This is a genomic window from Methylobacterium sp. 1A (assembly GCF_058072805.1).
Genome location: NZ_JBYQVE010000001.1, coordinates 729,252 through 744,406, shown reverse-complemented (window position 1 = coordinate 744,406; position 15,155 = coordinate 729,252). Strand labels below are relative to the sequence as shown.

Genomic DNA, 15,155 nt, shown 5'->3' with positions numbered 1-15,155 from the left:
AGAGCGGGCGTGCCGTGTCAACGTCTTCCCGTGAGCAAATCGCGCCTCCGGAGGTCGGGCAGGCCGCGTGCCGTCGCGCGCGGGAGGGAAACGCTTGGCTGTCACCGAGAATCGCTCGGCGACAGCCCGTCCGCCATGTCCGACCCGTCCCGGCCCGCTAGGTTTGGCACGGGCCGCTCGACGGCCCGTCAGATCGCGGAGCGTTCGATGACAGCGCGCAAGAGCCATTGCTGGACCACCAGCCTCGCCGCCCTTCTCGTCCTCGGGGTGCCGCTCGCCACGGGTCCGGCATTCGCCGCGGGCAAGGACGTCACCTACCGCGCGGCGCTCACCGGCGGCAGCGAGGTGCCGGCAACCGCGTCCTCCGGCAAGGGCGAGATCACCGCGACCTTCGATCCCGCCACCAAGCGCCTGAGCTGGTCGGGCCAGTACAGCGGCCTCACCGGGCCGGTCACGGCCGCCCATTTCCACGGGCCGGCCAAGGCGGGCGAGAATGCCGGCGTGCTCGTGCCGGTGACGGCGGCGAGCAGCCCCTTCACCGGCGAGGCGACCCTCGACGATGCCAAGGCCGCCGATCTCGAGGCGGGGAAGGTCTACTTCAACCTCCACACCGCCGCGAACCCGAAGGGCGAGATCCGCGGCCAGATGGAGCGCGCACCCTGATCCGGAACGCCGGGAGCCTCGACGTTCCCGGCCGCGCCCGGTAGGCGGATCCCCGTCCACCTGCCGGAGCCTTCGATGAAGCACACCGACGCCATCATCGCCTGGACGCCCGTCCGCTGGGCGGAACTGAAGCCGGAAACCGCCGGGCAGGTCGTCGTCCTGCCCGCGCCAGACGCGGCCGGAGAGGCCAAGCGCTACATGATGCGCGCCGGCGCGAGCTCGTCCGCCCTGGCCACCCTTACGGAGGAGGCCCGCGTCGCGCGCCTGTTCATCGACTTCCAGACCCTGGTCGTCCGCGACGGGATCGACCCACAGGTCGCCCACCGGGCGTTCCTGGCGATCGACGAGTACCGGTTCCGCATCGCCCCCGATACCGAGGGCGCGGAATTCGAGGACCCGCCCGAGGAAGATTAGCCCGAGCCTCGAAGGTGCAGCGCGCGTCCCTCGCGGAAGCGTGAGAATTAAGAATACACAGAGCGCGGACGCGCCCTATCTCCCGGCGGGTCCTGAATCCGTCGGAGGCCGGCCATGCCCGTATCCCGTCGCGCCGTTATCGCCGCAGCCGCTATCGCCCCGCTCGCCGGCCGCCTCGCCGCGGCGGCCGAGCCGCTGATCCGCCGCCCGATACCCTCCACCGGCGAGACGCTTCCGGCCATCGGGATCGGCACGTCCCGGCGCTACGAGGTCGAGCCGACGCCCGAGGCGGTGGCGCCCCTGAAGGAGGCGGTGAAGACCTTCGTCGCACTCGGCGGATCGGTGATCGACACGGCCCCGAGCTACGGCACCGCCGAGGACGTCCTCGGCCTGATCCTGGCGGAGCCCGGCCTGCGCCAGAAGATCTTCCTCGCCAGCAAGGTCGACACGACCGGCCGCGACGCGACGCTGGCGGAGTTCGACCGATCGCTGAAGCGCATGAAGGTCGACACCCTCGACCTGGTGGCGGTCCACAACCTGATCGACGTGACCGGGAATCTGGCGGTTCTGCGCGATCTGAAGGCGCAGAAGCGCGTCCGGTACGTCGGCGTCACGGTCTGGCGCGACAACCAGCTCGACGCCCTGGAGGCCGTCATGAAGCGCGAGAGCCTCGACTTCATCCAGGTGAACTACGCCATCGACAACCGTGCCGCCGCGGAGCGCGTGCTCCCGCTGGCCGCGGATCGCGGCGTGGCGGTGATGACCAACGTGCCGTTCGGCCGCGATCGCCTGTTCAAGGCGGTCCAGGGCAAGGAGTTGCCGGCGGTCGCCAAGGATCTCGGCTGCGCGAGCTGGCCGCAGTTCTTCCTGAAATACGTGCTCGGCAACCTGGCCGTGACCTGCCCGATCCCCGGCATGGCGAAGGCCGCCTATGTCGAGGACAACCTCGGGGCCGCGCGGGGCAAGCTTCCCGACGCGGCGCAGCGCAAGCAGATGGAGACGTTCATCGATGCGGTCTGATCTCACCTCGCGCCGCGCGGCGCTCACCCTCGCGGCCGGCCTCGCCATGGCCGCCGCTCTGCCCGCTTCCGTGCCCGCCGCGGCCCAGGACGGCGCGAAGAAGATCCGGATCGGCGTGATCGGCGCCGGGAACATAGGCGGCACGATCGGGTCGCTCTGGGTCAAGGACGGCCACGAGGTCATGTTCGCCTCCCGCCACCCGGAGCAGCTCGCCGCGATGGTCTCGGAGCTCGGGCCCAAGGCCAGGGCCGGCACGCCCGAGGAGGCGATCAAGTTCGGCGACGCCGTGTTCATCGCCGTCCCCTACAAGGCCTATCCGGACCTCGCGAAGGAGATCGGCCCGTCCCTCAAGGGGAAGGTCGTCCTCGATGCCGGCAACGCCACGCAGAAGCGCGACGGCGCGCTCTACGATGAGGTCCAGGCCAGCGGGATCGGCGCGACCTCGGCCAAGTACTTCCCCGGCGCCAAGATCGTGCGCGCCTTCAACGCGGCCAATTACAAGATCTTCGCCAAGGAGGGCGCGGACGGCGGCAAGGGTCGTGCGGGCGGGCGGATGGCGATCCCGATCGCCGGGGACGACCCGGAGGCGCTGAAGGTCGCCGAGGGCCTCGTCCGCGATGCCGGGTTCGACCCGGTGGTGGTCGGCCCGCTCAAGGATGCCGACAAGTTCGCCATGGGCAGCCCGGGCTTCGGTCACGACGTCACCGCGCCGGAGATGCGCGAGAAACTCGGACTGGCGAAGTAGGCGCGTCGCCCGGCCCCTTGCCGGGCCCCGCAACGGCGAGGGGTCCGACCGAGCCTTCCCCGAGGGAGGCCCGTCCGGGGAAGAAGCCCATTCCGGTGAGATCGGCCCATGCCTGAACCCGCCCGCGGCACGCTCGCGCGCCTGATCGACGTTCAGCCCGGCGAGGGCCGGGCGCTGGCCTGGTCGTGGGCCTACATCTTCTCGATCTTGGCCGCCTACTACGTGCTGCGCCCGATCCGGGACCAGATGGGCGTCGCCGGCGGCATCGAGAACCTGCCCTGGCTGTTCACCGCCACCCTCGTGGGGATGCTCGCCCTCAACCTGCCCTTCGCCTACTTGGTGAAACGGATGCCGCGGGCGCGGTTCGTGCCGATCACCTATCGGTTCTTCGCGGCCAACATCCTGGCCTTCGCGCTGACGCTCTACCTCGCGCCTGCCGAGTGGGGCGTGTGGATCGGCCGGGTGTTCTTCGTCTGGCTGTCGATCTTCAACCTGTTCGTGGTCTCGATCTTCTGGGCGACGATCGTCGACGTGTTCTCGAACGCCCAGGGCAAGCGGCTGTTCGGCTTCATCGCGGCCGGCGCGACGCTCGGCGCCATCGCGGGCTCGGCGACCACGGCGATCCTGGCCAAGAACGTCCCGACCTGGGGCCTGATGCTGTGCGCGGTGGTGCTCCTCGAGGTCGCGGTGTTCTGCATGCGCGGGCTCGCCGCGCTGTCGACGCAGCTGCACGAGGTGCCGGGCCGCGACGGGGGCGCCGAGGACGGGCAGGACCGGACGATCGGCGGAAGCGTGCTCGCCGGCGTCACCCGGACTCTCGCGTCGCCCTACCTGCTCAACATCTCGCTGTTCCTGCTGCTGTTCTCGGTGACCTCGACGTTCCTGTACTTCGAGCAGGCGGGCATCGCGAAGCGGAGCTTCCCGGACCGCGGCGCGCAGACGGCGTTCTTCGCCAGCGTCGACCTCGCGGTGAACGTCCTCACGCTGGGCATCCAGCTGTTCCTCACGGGCCGGATCGTGAACCGAATCGGCGTCGCCCTCACGCTGGCGATCCTCCCGGCCTTCAGCATCCTCGGCTTCGCGGCGCTCGCGCTCTGGCCGACGATCGGCGTCATCGTGGCGTTCCAGGTGCTCCGCCGGGCCGGGAACTTCGCGATCGCCCGGCCGGTGCGCGAGGTGCTGTTCACCGTCGTCCCCCGGGAGGACCGCTACAAGGCGAAGAGCTTCATCGACACGGTGGTCTACCGGTTGGGCGATCAGGTCGGCGCGTGGTCGTTCACCGGCATCCAGGGCATGGGGCTCGGCAGCGCCAGCGTGGCCGGCGCCGCGATCCCGCTGTCGATGGCGTGGCTCGTGAACAGCGTCTGGCTCGGGCGCGCGCAGGAGCGGCGGCGGGCCGAGCAGGCGGCGGAGCCGGGCATCGAGCCCGAACGGACCGCGCCGGTCGGCCGTGCGGCCGCTTCGCCCGGAGGGTGAGCGCCGTTTCGCCCCGCCTATCGATGCCGCATGAAGTCCCAGACCAGATAGGCCGGGAACGGCAGCATGATCGCGAAGAAGATCCAGTCGAACATCTGAGGCATCAAGCCGTCTCCCGCTCGGTCCCCCCTGGTTCTACCGGCTTCCCGAGGTGAAGTTCCGCGCGGCCGCGGCGGCCGTTAAGAGGCGGTTTACCCTGACGGGTGAGGTATCGCGCTCGTTCCGGGCGGGAGAGTGACATGGCGGGACCCGCATGGTCGGCGCCGCGGCGCCGGTGGCGTGCCGCCGATCCCGCGATGGCGCTGCTCGGGCTCCTCGCCCTGACACCGGCACCCGTCGCCGCGCAGGAGCCGCTCTTCATCCGCATCCGCCCGCTGCCGGACGCCGAGGCGGCGCGCCTCGCCCGGGAGATGCTCTGGGCCCGCCGGCAGGCCCATGCCCGCGCGGTGATCGAATCGGTCTGCACCGGCTGCCTGGGCGCCTGGAAGCCCGAACCGGTCCCGCCACCGACGACAGGACCCGCGCAGGACAGGATTGCGAACCTCACCGTTCCGATAGGGGTTGAACTCGACCCCGGCTCCGGGGCATCCGAGCCCGGTCCCGATCCATCGACCTCCGAGAGGCATCCATGACGCAAGCGCATCCGACCAGCGGCGCCGAGCCCGAAGTCGATTGCCCGGTGACCCTCGAGGTTCTGGGCTCCGTGTACCGGGCCGACGACTTCGACCTGCCGCTGATCCTGGAGCAGATCCCGCCGCTGAAGCGCGCGCAGCTCGCTGCCTACCTCTACGGCAAGAGCCACATGCACAAGCTCGGGCTGAAGGTCGCCCGCTCCTGCGAGCGCGACGACCTGATCCGCGTGGCGGGGGAGATCGGCTCGGTGATCCACGGCCAGGCGCACTTGAAGCCGTCGCGACCGACGCCCGAGCCCGCCCCGCAGCTGCGCGCCAAGACCCCGCCCGGCCAGAAGAAGGTGAGCCTCGCCGGCGCCGCCGCGAAGCCCGCGATCAGCCTCGGTGGCTCGGCCAAGGTCCGCAACTTCGACTGAGAACTGGCGCGCGTCGGGCCAGCCGAGACCGCCGCGCGCGGCTGGCCGCGCCGGCACCGACGGGGCGACGGCGACGCGCGGGACCTGACGGCCGGGTCAAGCATTCCGTCGGTGACGGGACGTCGGAAGGCCGGACAATCCGGACTTGTGCGTTGCACGCGCCGCGGGCTTCGGATAATCGCCCGCGATGAACACCGACCACGACAAGATCCTGATCGTCGATTTCGGCTCTCAGGTGACGCAGCTCATCGCCCGCCGGGTGCGCGAGGAGGGCGTCTACTGCGAGATCGTGCCCTTCACGAAGGCCGAGGCCGCGTTCCGCGAGCAGAAGCCCAAGGGCGTGATCCTCTCCGGCGGCCCCGAATCGGTGACCGTCGAGGCCTCGCCCCGCGCGCCCCAGCTTGTGTTCGATTCGGGCGTCCCGGTCTTCGGCATCTGCTACGGCCAGCAGACCATGGCGGCCCAGCTCGGCGGCGCCGTCGAGGGCGGCCACCACGCGGAGTTCGGCCGCGCCGAGGTCGAGATCCTGGCCGACTGCCCGCTGTTCAAGGGCGTCTGGCACAAGGGCGAGAAGTACCCGGTCTGGATGAGCCACGGTGATCGCGTCACCAAGCTGCCGGACGGCTTCACCACCGTGGCGATCTCTAGGAACGCGCCCTTCGCGGCGGTGGCCGACGAGGCGCGCAACTACTACGCGGTCCAGTTCCACCCGGAGGTGGCGCACACGCCCCACGGCGCCCTGCTGATCCGCAACTTCGTGCGCGATGTCGCGGGCTGCTCGGGCGACTGGACCATGGGCGCCTACCGCGAAGAGGCCATCGCCAAGATCCGCGAGCAGGTCGGCTCCGAGAAGGTGATCTGCGGCCTTTCGGGCGGCGTCGATTCGGCCGTGGCGGCGGTGCTGATCCACGAGGCGATCGGCGATCAGCTGACCTGCGTGTTCGTCGACCACGGGCTCCTGCGCCTCGGCGAGGCCGAGCAGGTCGTGGCACTGTTCCGCGACCACTACAACATCCCGCTGGTCCACGTGGAGGCGTCGGGGATGTTCCTCGCGGCTCTGGAGGGCGTCAGCGACCCGGAAATCAAGCGCAAGACGATCGGCCGCCTGTTCATCGACGTTTTCGAGGCCGAATCGAAGAAGATCGGCGGGGCGAAGTTCCTCGCGCAGGGCACGCTCTACCCCGACGTGATTGAGAGCGTGTCGTTCACCGGCGGCCCGTCCGTGACGATCAAGAGCCACCACAATGTCGGCGGCCTGCCCGAGCGCATGAACATGAAGCTCGTGGAGCCGCTGCGCGAGCTTTTCAAGGACGAGGTCCGGGTGCTCGGCAAGGAGCTCGGCCTGCCCGAGGGCTTCGTCGGCCGCCACCCGTTCCCGGGCCCGGGCCTGGCGATCCGCTGCCCCGGCACGATCACCGGCGAGAAGCTGGAGGCCCTGCGCAAGGCCGACGCGATCTACCTCGACGAGATCCGGCAGGCCGGCCTCTACGACACGATCTGGCAGGCCTTCGCGGTGATCCTGCCGGTGAAGACCGTCGGCGTGATGGGCGACGGGCGCACCTACGACCACGTCTGCGCGCTGCGCGCCGTCACCTCGGTCGACGGCATGACAGCCGACTTCTACCCGTTCGACATGGCCTTCCTGGGCCGGGTCGCGACCCGGATCATCAACGAGGTGAAGGGCATCAACCGGGTGACCTACGACATCACCTCGAAGCCGCCCGGCACGATCGAGTGGGAGTGAGCCGGCGTCCGGCCCGATTCCCGCGCCGTCATCGCGAGCGGAGCTAAGCGACCCAGGGCAACGTGACGCTTCGATCCGTGTCGCGCTCCTGGATTGCTTCGCTCCGCTCGCGATGACGCGGCGCCGATCCTCACGGGGTGCAGAGCGCCGGCTCGACCGCCTTCAGCGCCGGCCGGAACGCCGCGAGGTGCAGCCCGTCGCGCAGGGCGCCGGGCTTGGCGTAACCCGTATCGCCGTCGCGCAGGGCGGCGAACGGATCCGTGAAGACGCAGCCGAGCCGCCCGCAGAGGTTTTGCAACCGGCGCGAGTAATCCGCGACCGCGCCGGCATCGACCAGCTTGCCGATCTCGCGACCGACCGGGGGGAGGGCGGTCACCACGACGCGCGGGCTGAGGGTCTGCAGCCGCTTGACGATCGTCTCGGTGGCGGCCTCGAACTGCTCCGTCGGCTTGTGCAGCTGCGGGTTGTTCTTCACCAGGATGTCGTTGGTCCCGATGGTCAGGACCGCGAGCCGCGGCTGCACCTTGAAGGTCAGGCGCGCGAGGTAGTCCGCGTAGCTGCCCGCGGTCGCGCCGCTGATCCCGCCGTTGAGGAAATCGAGCCCGCAGGGCCGCTGGCTCCCGGGCTGCAGCTCCACCTGGGAATCGCCGGCCCAGAACACGTAGTCCGGCGGCGCCTCGTCGAGGCTGACCTGCACGGCGATCAGGCGCATCTCCGCGTAGGCCCGTGCGTCGGCCCCCGGCCGGTGCAGGCGCCACCCGGCGAAGCCGCCGATCGCCAGGAGGGCGAGCCCGCCGAGAACGAGGGAAACGACGCGCTTCACGGCTCGGCCCCGGCCCGGTCGACCCGGGCGTCGGGCCGCGCGTCCGTCGAGGCGTAGTAGGGCTTGATGTCGAGGAGCGGCGTGCCGTCTAGGCAGTCGAGCCCGCGCACGCGGAGCGTGTCGCCGACGCGGCCGAGCAGTTCCACGACCGACAGGGCGATCGGGTTGGGACGGGCGGGCGAGCGCAGGGAGAACGTGCCCCTGGGGCCGTCGGCGTGGCGCGGCCGCTGGATCACGAGGCCGCGGGTCGCCCGGTCCATCCAGTAGAGGAGGATCAGGTGCGTGCAGCCCGTGACGTTGCGCAGGCCGGGGGCGTAGGCCGGATCGACCTCGACGGTGCAGATTGCGTCGGCCTGCTGGCCGTTCTTCGGACAGTCGGACCGCGCCTGCCAGGGCGTGCGCAGCCGGCCGATGAAGTGGAGGCCCGCGTCGAAGGTCGCGGGCAGGGCGGCCCTCTCTTCACCGGGACGGGTCCCGAACTCATCTGCGTCCAGCCCCCTGTCCATGCCCGCGTCCTCGCCGCCGCGCTCCGCGCCGGCCGGCTTGTCGGCCATGTGTCCGCGGCTCGCAACCCTGCATCTCGCCCCCGGATGGCGCGGGGTGTAGATCCGGCAGGAGGAACGGAGGCGACATGATCGAGCGGGAATTGCGGCCGATGCAGGCGGTGGCGGATGCCGCGACCGCCATCGACCGGCTGGTCGAGCTCTACGACGACGCGGCCGGCGCCCTGCGGATCGCGCTGGAGCGCTACCTCGCCGGCGGGCCGCCGCCGGACGCCACGGAGCGTCTCGCCTTCCGCTACCCGGAACTGCGGATCAGCTACCGCCCGGACGGGCCGCTGCCCCGGGTCCGGCGCGCCACCGCCAAGCTCCAGGCCGCCGGCACCTACGCCACCACAATCACGCATCCGGGATTCTTCCGGACGTACCTGACCCGCCAGCTGGAGCCGCTGATCGCCGACTACGGCATCGCCCTCGAGGTCGGTCTCAGCGCGCAGGAGATTCCCTATCCCTACGTGCTGGAGGCCGGGCTGGACGCGCGCGGGCGGACCGTCGACGGCGCGGACCTCGCCACCTACTTCCCGGTGCCGCTCCTGTCGCTCGTGGGCGACGAGATCGCGGACGGGCTGTTCGACCAGATCCCTGGCGAGCCGCTGCCCCTGGCGCTGTTCGACGCGGTTCGGGTCGATTACTCGCTCCGGCGCCTCGTCCATTACACCGGCTGCGACTGGCGCGACGTCCAGCCCTGGATCCTGCTCACCAACTATCACCGCTACGTCGACCAGTTCGTCCGCCACGGCTTGGAGCGGCTCGCCTCGGGCGCGGAGGGGTTCGAGCGGCTGGTCCTGCCGGGTGGCGTGTCCGTGACCCGTGCCGAGGTGGCCGATGCAGACCCGGCCGCTGTGATCGCCGCCTCGCCCTGGCATCGCCATCAGATGCCGGCCTACCACTTGGTGGCGCGCGATTCCGACGGGACCCAGCAGGGCACGACGCTGGTCAATATCGGCGTCGGCCCCTCGAACGCGAAGACGATCACCGACCACCTCGCGGTGCTGCGCCCGGATTGCTGGCTGATGGTCGGCCATTGCGGCGGCCTGCGGCAGTCGCAGACCATCGGCGACTACGTGCTGGCGCACGCCTACCTCCGCCGCGACCGTATCCTCGACGAGCTCGTGCCGCCGGACGTGCCGGTGCCGGCCCTCGCCGAGGTGCAGGTCGCCCTTCAGGACGCCGCCGCCGCGGTGACGGGCGAGCAGGCTGACGCGCTCAAGCGGCGCCTGCGCACCGGCACGGTGGTGACCTACGACGATCGCAACTGGGAACTGCGCTTCAGCCAGGAGCGGCGTCGGATCAACCAGTCCCGCGCGGTCGCGGTGGACATGGAGAGCGGCACGGTCGCCGCCCAGGGCTTCCGCCTGCGCGTTCCCTACGGCGCGCTGCTCTGCGTCTCAGACAAGCCGCTCCACGGCGAGATCAAGCTGCCGGGTGCCGCCAACGCCTTCTACGATCGGGCCGTCTCGGAGCACCTCCGGGTCGGGCTGGCGGCCCTCGACGTTCTTCGGGCCGATCGGCAAGGTCTCCACTCGCGCAAGCTGCGCAGTTTCGATGAACCGCCCTTCCGGTGAGACTTCGTGAAGTCCAGGGTGACGTTCGAGCCCGACGTACATATCGCCAACTCAGCGACCGACTGCCACGCCATCGGTCATACTCAAGCTTGGATACAGCCGCCTTAGAGCCGGGTTGAGTGGTTAAAGCACCACACATCAGGCTGAGCTTTCCCATGACTCGTATCGCACTCGTCTCCACCGCCCTCCTGACGGCCGTCGCGCTCGCGCCGACCGTCGCCGATGCCCGCGGCTTCGGCGGCGGTGGCTTCCACGGCGGTGGATTTGGCGGGGGCGGCTTCCACGGTGGCGGTTTCGGCGGCGGCTTCCGCGGCGGCAGTGTCGGCGGCGGGGCGTTCCGGAACGGCGGCTTCGGCGGCGGCGCCTTCCAGAACGGCGTCGGCGGGGCGCGGGTCGGCGGACTGGGCGGCGGCTTCCGCGGGGCCGGGCTCGGCGTGGCCGGCGTCGGCGGCGTCCGGACCGGCGGCCTGCAGGCCGGCGGATATAACCAGGCCGGCCGGTTCGGCGGGGTCGGGAACCGCGGGATCGCCGGTCGCGGCTTCGTCAACCGCGGCTATTACGGCCACCGCTACGGACGCGGCGTCGGCTACGGACTCGCCGGCCTCGGGCTCGGCCTCGGCGTCGGTTACGGCCTGGGCGGTCTCGACTACGGCTACGACAATTGCGCCTACACTTACGGCTACGGCGCCTACGACCCGGCTGCCTGCAACGGCTACTACGGCTACGGCTACTGAGTCAGGCGGCGCGGGTCTCGTCCCCGCGGCGCATCCTCGAAACCGCGCGACGCCCGGCCGGCCTTCGGTCGGGCAATGTCGTGAGGACCCCTGGGCCAGATCGGCCCACCGGATCCACAGCCTTCGCCGCAGGCGAAGGCTCGCTCAACAAGTCCCGAATTGCGAACCGTTCCAATCCGATGAGGATGCCGCTTCCGGCGTAGCGTGGTGCGGGGACGATCGCGGTGAGCGGCGAGGGACTGATTGCGGCGACGGCGGGGCTGCTCGTGCTGTGCATGGGCCTGTGGGCGACCGCGCTGCTGCCCGAGTTCGTCACGGCACTCGCCTTCTTCGGACTGGCGATGCTGCTGCGTCTCGGCTCGGCCGCGACGGTGTTCTCGGGCTTCTCATCCTCCGCGTTCTGGCTGGTCCTGTCCGGCATGGTAGTGGGGCAGGGCATGACCCGGACCGGCCTGGGCGCCCGGATGGCGCGCACCCTCGCCCTGCGGCTCTCCGGCTCCTACGGCCGCTTCATCGCTGGGCTGGTGACGCTGAGCTTCCTCATCGCCTTCGTCATGCCGTCGAATCTGGGCCGCATTGCCCTGATGATCCCCGTCACCCTCGCACTCTGCGACGCCTTCGGCCTCGCGGCCGGGCGCCCGGGGCGGACGGGTGCGGTCCTGGCCGTCGGCCTCGCCACCCCGATCCTCTCTGCGGCGATCCTGCCCGCCAACGTCCCGAACCTCGTGATGGCCGGCTCGGCCGAGCACCTGCTCGGCCTACACCTGTCGTACCTCTCTTACTTCCTTCTGCATGCCCCGGTCCTGGCGCTGGTGAAGGGCGTGCTGCTCGTCGGCCTCATCGTCCGGCTGTTCCCGGACAACCTCGGCTCCGCCGCTCCGGCCCTGCCAGATCTGCCCCCGCTGTCCGCGCCCGAGCGGCGCCTCGCGGTGATCCTCGCCTGCACGCTGATCCTCTGGATGACCGACAGCCTCCACGGCCTTGCCCCCGCCTGGGTCGGCCTCGCCGCCGCGGTCGTCTGCCTGCTGCCGCGGATCGGGGTCCTGCCGCCGGAGGCGTTCCAACAGGTGAACCTGCGGACCTGCTTCTACATCGCGGCGCTGCTCGGCCTCGTCGCCCTCGTCAACGAGACCGGGCTCGGCAAGCGCCTCGGCCATCTGCTGCTGACCGTCGCCCCCCTGGCGCACGACGCGCCGACGCAGAACTTCGCGGTGCTCACCGGCATCGCCACGGTGCTTACCCTCCTCGTCACTGCCAACGGCGCCCCGGCCCTGTACACGGCGCTCGCGGGCGAGATGTCGGAGGCGAGCGGCCTGTCATCCTTCGCGGTCGTCTCGCTGCAGGTGATCGGCTACTCGACCCTGTTCTTCCCCTATCAGGCGCCCCCGATCGTGTTCGCCAGCGAGCTGGGGCGGGTCCGTCTCCGGGACGCGACCCGGCTCACCCTGAGCTTCGGTTTCCTGTCGCTCCTCGTGGCGGCGCCGCTCGACTACGCGTGGTGGCGCCTCCTGGGACAGCTGAAGTGACAGAATCGGCAAAGTGTCGCCCCAGAGGGCACATTGCGCCGCACCATGACGGATTGCGGGTTGCCCGCTCAGGCTCTAGCGCTACCAGATTAGAGACGGTCCAGTTCGCAGCTGCGAGGCTTCAACACGATGGCACCCACCGCCCGCCCGACAGTGGCTCAGCCCATGTCGCCGCATCTCCAGATCTATCGCTGGACCTGGACGATGGCGATGTCGGTGTTCCACCGCATCACCGGCACCGCGCTCTACGGCGGGACTGCTCTCGTCGCGATCTGGCTCGTGGCTCTGGCCTCGGGACCGGCCGGCTACTCTTACGTGGCCGGGTTCTTCGGCTCGATCTTCGGGCGCCTGATCCTGTTCGTCTACACGTGGATCCTGATGCACCACATGCTCGGCGGCATCCGGCACCTGATCTGGGACACCGGCGTCGGCTTCGACCGGGAGAAGCGCCTCTCGATGGCCCGGCTGACGCTGATCGGCTCGGTGGCTCTCACCCTCGTCATCTGGGCGGTCGCCCTTCTGGTCCGCTGAGGAGGACGACATGGCTAAGGAAGAGGTCCGGCAGGACACGCGCGTCTCGATCCGCACGCCGCGCGCCCGCGTACGCGGCCTCGGCGTCTCCCATCACGGCGCCGGGCACTGGTGGCTGCAGCGGCTGACCGCCGTCGCCAACGTCGTGCTGATGCTGAGCTTCGTGGTGATCATCGCCAAGATGGCGGGCCGCGGCTACCCGGAGGCGCGGCTCCTCGTCGCGACCCCTCTGGTGTCGATCCTCCTGATCCTGGCGCTACTGTCGGTCACGGTCCACATGCGCCTCGGCATGCAGGTGATCATCGAGGACTACGTGCACGCGCCGGCGACGAAGATCGCGGCGGTGTTCGCCAACAACGCCTACGCGGTCGTCGTGGCCGTCGCCTGCCTCTACGCGGTCCTGCGCATCGGCTTCGGACAGCCGGCCTGACCCCGCCAACATCGATCTCGAGGAGCCGAACATGGCCGCCAACGGCACAAACGGCAGCGGGCCTGCCTACACCATCCACGATCACGCCTTCGACGTCGTGATCGTCGGCGCGGGCGGCGCAGGACTGCGCGCCACGGTGGGCTGCTCGGAAGCGGGCCTGCGCACCGCCTGCATCACCAAGGTGTTCCCGACGCGCTCGCACACGGTGGCGGCGCAGGGCGGCATCTCGGCCTCGCTGGGCAACATGGGCCCGGACGACTGGCGCTGGCACATGTACGACACCGTGAAGGGATCGGACTGGCTCGGCGACCAGGACGCCATCGAGTACCTCGTGCGCAACGCGCCCGCCGCCGTCTACGAGCTGGAGCACTGGGGCGTACCGTTCTCCCGCACGGAGGAGGGCAAGATCTACCAGCGCCCATTCGGCGGCATGACGACCGATTACGGCAAGGGCACCGCCCAGCGCACCTGCGCGGCGGCCGACCGGACCGGCCACGCGATGCTGCACACCCTCTACGGGCAGGCGGTGAAGAACCAGACCGATTTCTTCATCGAGTACTTCGCCCTCGACCTGATCATGGACGACGAGGGCCGCTGCCGCGGCGTCATCGCCCTCGATCAGGCCACCGGCGAGATCCACCGCTTCCGCGCCCAGATGACCATCCTGGCGACCGGCGGCTACGGCCGCGCCTACTTCTCGGCGACCTCCGCCCATACCTGCACGGGCGACGGCAACGCCATGGTGCTGCGCGCCGGCCTGCCGCTGCAGGACATGGAGTTCGTGCAGTTCCACCCGACCGGCATCTACGGCGCGGGCTGCCTGATCACCGAAGGCTCCCGCGGCGAGGGCGGCTATCTCACCAATTCCGAGGGCGAGCGCTTCATGGAGCGCTACGCGCCGTCGGCGAAGGACCTCGCCTCGCGCGACGTGGTCTCGCGCTCCATGACCATGGAGATCCGCGACGGCCGCGGCGTCGGCAAGAACAAGGACCACATCTACCTGCACCTCGACCACCTGGACCCGAAGATCCTGCACGAGCGCCTGCCGGGCATCTCGGAATCCGCGCGGATCTTCGCGGGCGTCGACGTGACCAAGGAGCCGATCCCGGTCATCCCGACCGTCCACTACAACATGGGCGGCATCCCCACGAACTATCACGGCGAGGTGCTGACGCTGCGCGACGGCAACCCCGACACGGTGGTCCCGGGGCTGATGGCGATCGGCGAGGCGGCCTGCGTCTCCGTCCACGGCGCCAATCGCCTCGGCTCGAACTCGCTGATCGACCTCGTGGTCTTCGGCCGCGCCGCCGGCAAGCGCTGCGCCGAGATCGTCGAGCCGAACGGCCGGGCCATGGAGTTGCCCAAGGGCGCGACCGACAAGGCCCTCGAGCGTCTCGACCGGTTCCGCTACGCCAACGGCTCGACCCCCACCGCGGAGCTCCGTGCCGAGATGCAGAAGACGATGCAGAACAACTGCGCCGTGTTCCGCACCGGCGAGGTGCTGGAGGAGGGCAAGGGCCTGATCCACAAGGTCTGGAACGCCGCCGCCGACGTGAAGATCACCGACCGGTCGCTGGTCTGGAACACCGACCTCCTGGAGACTCTGGAGTTCGACAACCTGATCGGCCAGGCGGTGGTGACGATGGAATCGGCCGCCAACCGCACGGAATCCCGCGGTGCCCATGCGCGCGAGGACTTCCCGGACCGCGACGACAAGGACTGGATGAAGCACACGCTGTCCTGGCTCGACGAGGGCCAGCACCAGGTGGTCATCGATTACCGCCCGGTCCACACCTACACGATGTCCAACGAGATCCAGTACATCGAGCCCAAGGCGCGCGTGTACTGATCTGCAACTCTGCACAACGACTGCGGC

At 70.2% G+C, this 15,155-nt stretch carries 16 protein-coding genes; 14 read left to right on the top strand and 2 right to left on the bottom strand.

Annotation, left to right across the window (positions count from 1 at the left end):
- Window positions 1–207: 207 nt before the first annotated feature.
- The 8 genes from ACX9MN_RS03630 to guaA all read left to right on the top strand — a co-directional run bounded on the left by ACX9MN_RS03630 (window position 208) and on the right by guaA (window position 7,110).
- Window positions 208–663, top strand: coding sequence for a CHRD domain-containing protein (locus ACX9MN_RS03630; RefSeq protein ID WP_489723706.1), 456 nt, complete (start codon window positions 208–210; stop codon window positions 661–663).
- Between the two features lie 75 nt (window positions 664–738).
- Window positions 739–1,077: a hypothetical protein gene (locus ACX9MN_RS03625; protein ID WP_056521301.1), complete on the top strand. Its 339-nt coding sequence runs from the start codon at window positions 739–741 to the stop codon at window positions 1,075–1,077.
- A gap of 114 nt (window positions 1,078–1,191) precedes the next feature.
- Complete coding sequence (locus ACX9MN_RS03620) at window positions 1,192–2,097, top strand: aldo/keto reductase (protein ID WP_091924670.1); 906 nt, start codon at window positions 1,192–1,194, stop codon at window positions 2,095–2,097.
- The gene (locus ACX9MN_RS03615) at window positions 2,087–2,842 is read left to right on the top strand and encodes an NADPH-dependent F420 reductase (RefSeq protein ID WP_482959223.1); all 756 of its coding nucleotides are present in this window, start codon (window positions 2,087–2,089) and stop codon (window positions 2,840–2,842) included. Before ACX9MN_RS03620 ends, ACX9MN_RS03615 begins: the two co-directional genes overlap by 11 nt.
- 108 nt (window positions 2,843–2,950) lie before the next feature.
- Window positions 2,951–4,318: an NTP/NDP exchange transporter gene (locus tag ACX9MN_RS03610; RefSeq protein ID WP_020091759.1), complete on the top strand. Its 1,368-nt coding sequence runs from the start codon at window positions 2,951–2,953 to the stop codon at window positions 4,316–4,318.
- 239 nt (window positions 4,319–4,557) lie between these two features.
- Window positions 4,558–4,950 (top strand): hypothetical protein, encoded by a 393-nt coding sequence (locus ACX9MN_RS03605; RefSeq protein ID WP_489723705.1) that lies wholly within the window; start codon window positions 4,558–4,560, stop codon window positions 4,948–4,950.
- Window positions 4,947–5,366 (top strand): hypothetical protein, encoded by a 420-nt coding sequence (locus tag ACX9MN_RS03600; protein ID WP_020091761.1) that lies wholly within the window; start codon window positions 4,947–4,949, stop codon window positions 5,364–5,366. The genes ACX9MN_RS03605 and ACX9MN_RS03600 overlap by 4 nt, the downstream gene beginning before the upstream one ends.
- A 187-nt stretch (window positions 5,367–5,553) precedes the next feature.
- The gene (gene guaA, locus ACX9MN_RS03595; protein WP_012317458.1) at window positions 5,554–7,110 is read left to right on the top strand and encodes a glutamine-hydrolyzing GMP synthase; all 1,557 of its coding nucleotides are present in this window, start codon (window positions 5,554–5,556) and stop codon (window positions 7,108–7,110) included.
- Between the two features lie 130 nt (window positions 7,111–7,240).
- On the opposite strand, the gene ACX9MN_RS03590 is transcribed toward guaA, so the two are convergent.
- Window positions 7,241–7,933 carry an SGNH/GDSL hydrolase family protein gene (locus ACX9MN_RS03590; RefSeq protein ID WP_091978058.1) on the bottom strand — a complete coding sequence of 231 codons (693 nt, stop codon included), beginning with the start codon at window positions 7,931–7,933 and terminating at the stop codon, window positions 7,241–7,243.
- Entirely contained in the window at window positions 7,930–8,439 is a 510-nt protein-coding gene (gene tsaA, locus ACX9MN_RS03585; RefSeq protein ID WP_489725205.1) for a tRNA (N6-threonylcarbamoyladenosine(37)-N6)-methyltransferase TrmO, read from the bottom strand. The genes ACX9MN_RS03590 and tsaA overlap by 4 nt, the downstream gene beginning before the upstream one ends.
- 125 nt (window positions 8,440–8,564) lie before the next feature.
- On the opposite strand from tsaA, the gene ACX9MN_RS03580 reads away from it, so the two are divergent.
- The 6 genes from ACX9MN_RS03580 to sdhA all read left to right on the top strand — a co-directional run bounded on the left by ACX9MN_RS03580 (window position 8,565) and on the right by sdhA (window position 15,128).
- On the top strand, window positions 8,565–10,058 hold the full coding sequence (locus ACX9MN_RS03580) for an AMP nucleosidase (RefSeq protein ID WP_489723704.1): 1,494 nt from the start codon (window positions 8,565–8,567) through the stop codon (window positions 10,056–10,058).
- Window positions 10,059–10,213: 155 nt separating this feature from the next.
- The gene (locus ACX9MN_RS03575; RefSeq protein ID WP_489723703.1) at window positions 10,214–10,792 is read left to right on the top strand and encodes a hypothetical protein; all 579 of its coding nucleotides are present in this window, start codon (window positions 10,214–10,216) and stop codon (window positions 10,790–10,792) included.
- 224 nt (window positions 10,793–11,016) lie between these two features.
- On the top strand, window positions 11,017–12,318 hold the full coding sequence (locus ACX9MN_RS03570) for an SLC13 family permease (RefSeq protein WP_489723702.1): 1,302 nt from the start codon (window positions 11,017–11,019) through the stop codon (window positions 12,316–12,318).
- A gap of 129 nt (window positions 12,319–12,447) precedes the next feature.
- Window positions 12,448–12,849 carry a succinate dehydrogenase, cytochrome b556 subunit gene (sdhC, locus tag ACX9MN_RS03565; RefSeq protein ID WP_026604731.1) on the top strand — a complete coding sequence of 134 codons (402 nt, stop codon included), beginning with the start codon at window positions 12,448–12,450 and terminating at the stop codon, window positions 12,847–12,849.
- A 10-nt stretch (window positions 12,850–12,859) separates the two neighbouring features.
- Complete coding sequence (gene sdhD, locus ACX9MN_RS03560; protein WP_042674306.1) at window positions 12,860–13,279, top strand: succinate dehydrogenase, hydrophobic membrane anchor protein; 420 nt, start codon at window positions 12,860–12,862, stop codon at window positions 13,277–13,279.
- A 31-nt stretch (window positions 13,280–13,310) separates the two neighbouring features.
- Window positions 13,311–15,128: a succinate dehydrogenase flavoprotein subunit gene (gene sdhA / locus ACX9MN_RS03555; RefSeq protein ID WP_056521268.1), complete on the top strand. Its 1,818-nt coding sequence runs from the start codon at window positions 13,311–13,313 to the stop codon at window positions 15,126–15,128.
- Window positions 15,129–15,155: the final 27 nt, after the last annotated feature.